Origin of the sequence: Mesorhizobium sp. M2A.F.Ca.ET.037.01.1.1 (assembly GCF_003998075.1) — a bacterium.
Lineage (GTDB): Bacteria > Pseudomonadota > Alphaproteobacteria > Rhizobiales > Rhizobiaceae > Mesorhizobium.
The window spans coordinates 1-5088 of sequence record NZ_RZSA01000452.1 but is presented as its reverse complement, the minus strand read 5'-3'; the positions used below and the strand labels follow the sequence as shown (position 1 = coordinate 5088).

The 5088-nt window shown below is 62.0% G+C and carries 5 protein-coding genes and 1 pseudogene; 3 read left to right on the top strand and 3 right to left on the bottom strand.

Annotated features, from left to right (window positions below):
* Positions 1 to 522 (bottom strand): annotated as a pseudogene (locus EOA27_RS21210) (polyphosphate kinase 2); the annotation flags it as partial.
* Between the two features lie 202 nt (positions 523 to 724).
* Between EOA27_RS21210 and EOA27_RS21205 the strand changes: the two are divergent.
* From EOA27_RS21205 to EOA27_RS21195, 3 genes are all read left to right on the top strand, one after another.
* Positions 725 to 1990 (top strand): ATP-binding protein, encoded by a 1266-nt coding sequence (locus EOA27_RS21205; RefSeq protein ID WP_126079350.1) that lies wholly within the window; start codon positions 725 to 727, stop codon positions 1988 to 1990.
* A 108-nt stretch (positions 1991 to 2098) separates the two neighbouring features.
* Positions 2099 to 2821 (top strand): phosphate signaling complex protein PhoU, encoded by a 723-nt coding sequence (phoU, locus tag EOA27_RS21200; protein WP_126079349.1) that lies wholly within the window; start codon positions 2099 to 2101, stop codon positions 2819 to 2821.
* 184 nt (positions 2822 to 3005) lie between these two features.
* On the top strand, positions 3006 to 4010 hold the full coding sequence (locus EOA27_RS21195) for a magnesium and cobalt transport protein CorA (RefSeq protein WP_126079348.1): 1005 nt from the start codon (positions 3006 to 3008) through the stop codon (positions 4008 to 4010).
* A 141-nt stretch (positions 4011 to 4151) separates the two neighbouring features.
* Here EOA27_RS21195 and EOA27_RS21190 read toward each other — a convergent pair whose 3' ends face one another.
* Both EOA27_RS21190 and EOA27_RS41565 read right to left on the bottom strand, forming a co-directional pair.
* Positions 4152 to 4670 carry a GcrA family cell cycle regulator gene (locus tag EOA27_RS21190; RefSeq protein WP_042641251.1) on the bottom strand — a complete coding sequence of 173 codons (519 nt, stop codon included), beginning with the start codon at positions 4668 to 4670 and terminating at the stop codon, positions 4152 to 4154.
* A 132-nt stretch (positions 4671 to 4802) separates the two neighbouring features.
* On the bottom strand, positions 4803 to 5088 hold a 286-nt coding region (locus EOA27_RS41565; protein ID WP_210214162.1), incomplete at its 5' end, for a hypothetical protein.

Genomic DNA, 5088 nt, shown 5'->3' with positions numbered 1-5088 from the left:
GTCGAGGAATTTCTCATGTTGCTCCGGCGTGCAGAACCCCATGACCGGCTCGACACCGGCCCGGTTGTACCAGGAGCGGTCGAAGGTGACGAATTCGCCCGAAGTCGGGAAATGGTCGACATAGCGCTGATAATACCATTGCCCGGCCTCGGTCGGCGTCGGCTTGGTCAGCGCGACGTTGCGGGCAGTGCGCGGGTTCATGTACTGCCGCAGCACGAAGATCGTGCCGCCCTTGCCGGCCGCGTCTCTGCCCTCGAACAGCGCCATCACCCGCTTGCCGGTCGCCTGAAGCCAGGCCTGCGCCTTGACCAGTTCGATTTGCAGCCCTTCGAGCTCCTTTTCGTAGTCCTCGCCCTTCATCTTCTTGTCGTAAGGATAGGCGCCGGCCGTCAGCTTGTTGTCCTCGATCCAGTCCGGCAGGACCGGATTGTCGATGTCGAACTCGCGCTCCTTGCCGCCGATCTTGATCTTGATCGGTGTTGTGGCGGGTGCCGCTTCAGCCGTTTGCTTGGCTTTTTTCATCCGGACGAACCTTTCCAGTTTGCGGACTCATGCTATGGAGCCTTGGCGGCGTGGCGCTCCCTCCGGACGCTTACACGCCGTAGCATTTTGATTTTGCGCATGAACCTTCGCGAAAATCGATCCTGATTTTCAAGAAGCCCATGCGTCGGGCCGGTCCAGCGAGCCGCTGACCGGTCGACGGGATGCGGGGTAGCACGGGCCTATGGCAGAGACCGGCGCGGGGCAGGACAGCAGGGGGCAAGCCTGGGCGGCGCGGCTTCGGGGCAACCGCTGGCTGCTTGCCGCGGGCGTTGTCGCGGTCATCGCCGTCTATTCTTTCGCCGGCGCTTCAATCTACGTGCTGGTGCCGGCTTTGGCCCTGTTGGCGGCCGCGGCGATGCTGCCCGCGGACGCCGAGCGCCGGTCGACCGAGACAGGCGCGGCGATCGAGGCCAGCGGACTGCAGCGGCTCTCCGGCGAGTATCTGGCGGCCGCGGTCGCCGATCCGCTGATCATTTTCGACCATTCCGCCGCGATGGTTCACGCCAACGCCGCCGCCTTCGCCGCTTTCGGCGGCCTGGCGCCGGGCATGTCTCTGGCATTGAAGTTTCGCGCGCCGGAAATGCAGGCGCTGCTGGACGGCATCCTGTCGGGCGAGGTCGCCGCCGATGCGGTCGACTACACCGAAAAGCTGCCGGTGGAGCGGACATACCGGGTCAGCGCGTCAACGGTCGGCCATGCCACAGGCCTTTATGTGCTGGTGTTCAAGGATCAGAGCGAGACGCGCCGCATCGACCGCATGCGGGCCGACTTCATCGCCAATGCCAGCCATGAATTGCGCACGCCGCTCGCCTCGATCGCCGGCTTCATCGAGACGCTGCGCGGGCCGGCCCGGAACGATCCGGCGGCGCGCGACCAGTTCCTGCAGATCATGCAGAACCAAACGGGACGCATGGCCCGCCTGATCGACGATCTGCTCTCGCTCTCGCGACTGGAGATGAAACCTTATCTGAGGCCGGGCACTGCGGTCGATCTTCGCCAGACGATCGACAGCGTCATCGATTCGCTCGAGCCGCTGGCCAGCGAGAACGGCATCGTCATCGAGCGGGACTTCATCGATGGCCCGGTTTCCGTCCCCGGCGACCGCGACGAACTCTTCCAGGTTTTCGAGAATCTCCTGGAGAATGCCTGCAAATACGGCCAGTCAGGCGGACGCGTGACCGTATCCATGGCACGCGTCGAGGACGGTCAGGACCCAGGCATCGACGTCACCATAAGAGACTACGGTCCGGGCATTGCCGAAGAACACATCCCGCGCATAACCGAACGCTTCTACCGCATCGATGTCGAAAACAGCCGCACCCAGAAAGGCACTGGGCTTGGCCTTTCGATCGTCAAGCATATATTGAGCCGTCATAACGCAAGATTGTCGATCAAGTCGGAAGTCGGCAAGGGTGCGGCGTTCACGGTTCATTTGCCGGCTCGCTGATCGTGTACCGGTTGCCAACCGAGATTTTCTTCTTTCTGTCATGCGGTTCGCGTATCAGCGACAGATTGAGGGAACGCACCAGCCGGCACAAACCGGGAAGGCATATCGATGCAGTCCGTGCATACAGTCAGTGCCTATGACGAAGAGCTGAAATTCCTGTCCAAGCGCATCGCGGCGATGGGCGGCCATGCCGAGCGCATGGTCGAACAGGCTGTCGCGGCCCTCGTCAATGTCGACCATGGCCTTGCCCAGAAGGTCATCCAGGACGACATCGTCCTCGACGAGGGGCAGCGCGAGATCGATGACAAGGCCATCATCATCATCGCCAGGCGCCAGCCGATGGCGACGGATTTGCGTGAGATCGTCGGCGCGATCCGCATCTCGGCCGATATCGAGCGGGTCGGCGATCTTGGCAAGAACGTCGCCAAGCGCGTCGCCTCGGTCGACGGGCGCCAGCCGAACAGCCTTTTCCGCGGTCTGGAGGCGCTTGCCAACCTGGCGCTGACGCAGCTCAAGGAAGTGCTCGACGTCTACGCCTCGCGCTCGGTCGAGAGGATCGGCTTCGTGCGCGATCGTGACGACCAGATCGACGCCATGTACACCTCGCTGTTCCGCGAGCTTTTGACCTACATGATGGAAGATCCGCGCAACATCACGCCCTGCACGCATCTTCTGTTCTGCGCCAAGAATATCGAGCGTATCGGCGACCATGCGACCAACATCGCCGAGACCATCTACTACATCGTCACCGGCGACCAGATGCCCGCCGAACGGCCGAAGGGCGACAAGACCGACAAGGTGGTGCTGCCAGGCACGGTGCCGGCTAAGTGAATTCAGGCCCCTCGAACGGTTTTCTGATTTAGGCTAAGCTCTCCAGTGCGTTTCACCGTTTCACGGAAGCGGCGAAACGCCCAACTATTGTTTTTACGCAATTCCGGGCGGAAAACCGCTCACACTTTTCCTGGAATTGCTCCAGGCACGGCGAATTGTCAGTCGCAGTCTCGGGAGGTTTGCGATGGAACAAGTTCGAAACCTGACCCCGGCCCCAACGTCGGGCATCATTGCGTCCAGCGTCTATTTGGGCGGCAAGCGTGTCGCCGACATCGCGATCGAACAGGCCGGCGAATGGGCGGCCAAACCCGGCCATGTCGTCTGGATTGGCCTGCTCGAGCCCGACCGCAACCTTCTGCTTAGGGTGCAAGCGCAATTCCACCTGCATGACCTCGCGATCGAGGACGCCGAGCACCCGCATGCGCGCCCGAAGATCGAGCAATATGGCGATGCCCTGTTCATCGTCGCCCGCACCGCGCAATTGATCGACGGTCGCGTCACTTTCGGCGAGACGCATCTGTTCGTCGGCACCGGCTACATCGTCAGCGTCCGGCACGGCCCGTCGACCTCCTACGCCGCCGTTCGCCAGCATTGGGAAAGCTGCCCGCATTCACTGGCCAAGGGTGAGGATTTCGTCCTCTACGCCATCCTCGATTTCATCGTCGACAATTACATGCCGGTGCTGGAGCAGATCGAAGACGAGGTCGAGGCGATCGAGGACAAGGTGCTTCTGAAGCCGATGACTGGTTCGGATATCGAGCGCCTCTACATGCTGCGCCGCGATCTCCTGCGGCTGCGCAACGCGGCCTTGCCGCTCGTCGAGGTCTGCCGCCGGCTGACCAGCGCCGACCTGCCGCAGATCCATGCCGCCATGCATCCGCTGTTTCGCGATGTGACCGACCACATCCGCACCGTGCAGGAAAAGATCGACTCCCTGCGCGAGGTTCTGGCCTTCGCTTTCGAAGCCAGCCTGCTCGTCGGACAGAGCCAGGAAACGGCGATCTCGAAGAAGCTCGCCTCATGGGCCGCCATCCTGGCGGTGCCCACCGCCTTCGCCGGCATCTACGGCATGAACTTCTCCGACATGCCGGAACTGAAGATGGAATATGGCTATCCCATCATCCTGCTGGTGATGGCCGCGATCTGCTCGTTCCTGTATTGGCGATTCAAGAAGAATGGGTGGCTGTGAAGAGAGGGGAGTAGGGCAGTAAGGCAGTAAGGCAGTAAGGCAGTAAGGGAGTGGTCATACGGAGCGACTGGCGAAACGTCGCGCGTGAAGCGCTCTTTCCCCTATTCCCCTCCTGCCTTACTCCCCTATTCCCTTATTCCCTTATCTTGCCCTGCGCCGTTCCGCCGCCGGCTGGAACGCAACCCGGGAATGATACTTGCAATACGGTCCCGTTTCGGCGGCGTCGTTGCCGCAGAAGCTGAAGTCTTCCGAGAGCGGGTCGCCATTCGGCCATTTGCAGGTGCGTTCGGTCAGCTCGACGAGCTGCAGATTGCGCGAGATCGGAACCACCACGTTCTCGACCGGGCGGATGTAGTGGCGCGCGACCGGCTCGGCGTCGAACTGCACCTGCAGCGCGGTGGCGCCGATGGTGGCGGTCACATGGCGCGCCGGGCTCGCCGCGCGGGCCACCGATTTCTGCATCGAGGCGCCTTGCGTCGCCTTCTTCTGGCGCGCCGGGGCAGCCGTCGCGCGGCCGCGGCCCGACAGCTTCAGGCGATGCACCTTGCCGATGACGGCATTGCGGCTCACTCCGCCAAGCTGTGCGGCAATCTGGCTGGCGCTCAGGCCCTCCGACCACAATTTCCTGAGAAGTTCTACCCGCTCGTCAGTCCAGTTCATGAGACCGCGCTCCTGCTAATGCGTGCGGCAGCCAGAATCCTTTCCCGAGCCGGCTCTCGCCGGGCAAACGACACCACATGTACCGGGTGATCTAGGTCCGCCGCACGAAATATAGTTATTTCTCGACTACAATTACCTTATGCGCTGACTCGGTGACAAGAGTCCCAAAGGCAACACCGATTCGGTTTTTACGGTTTTCCCCAACTTGCCTGACCACTGATGGGCCGGAGTGGCGTCGGGGCTTGCCACGCGCTTCTGCGTGACGTTTTCGTTGACTTCATGGCCGAAAAACATGATAAGCCGCAAAGGCCGCCGCATTGGCGGCTTTTTTGATTTCCGGTTCCGGAGACGCATATAATGAGCGGTTCGGCGCTTTACGAGACCTTTGCCCGCGCACCCCTGGCCTTCGACCGTGGGG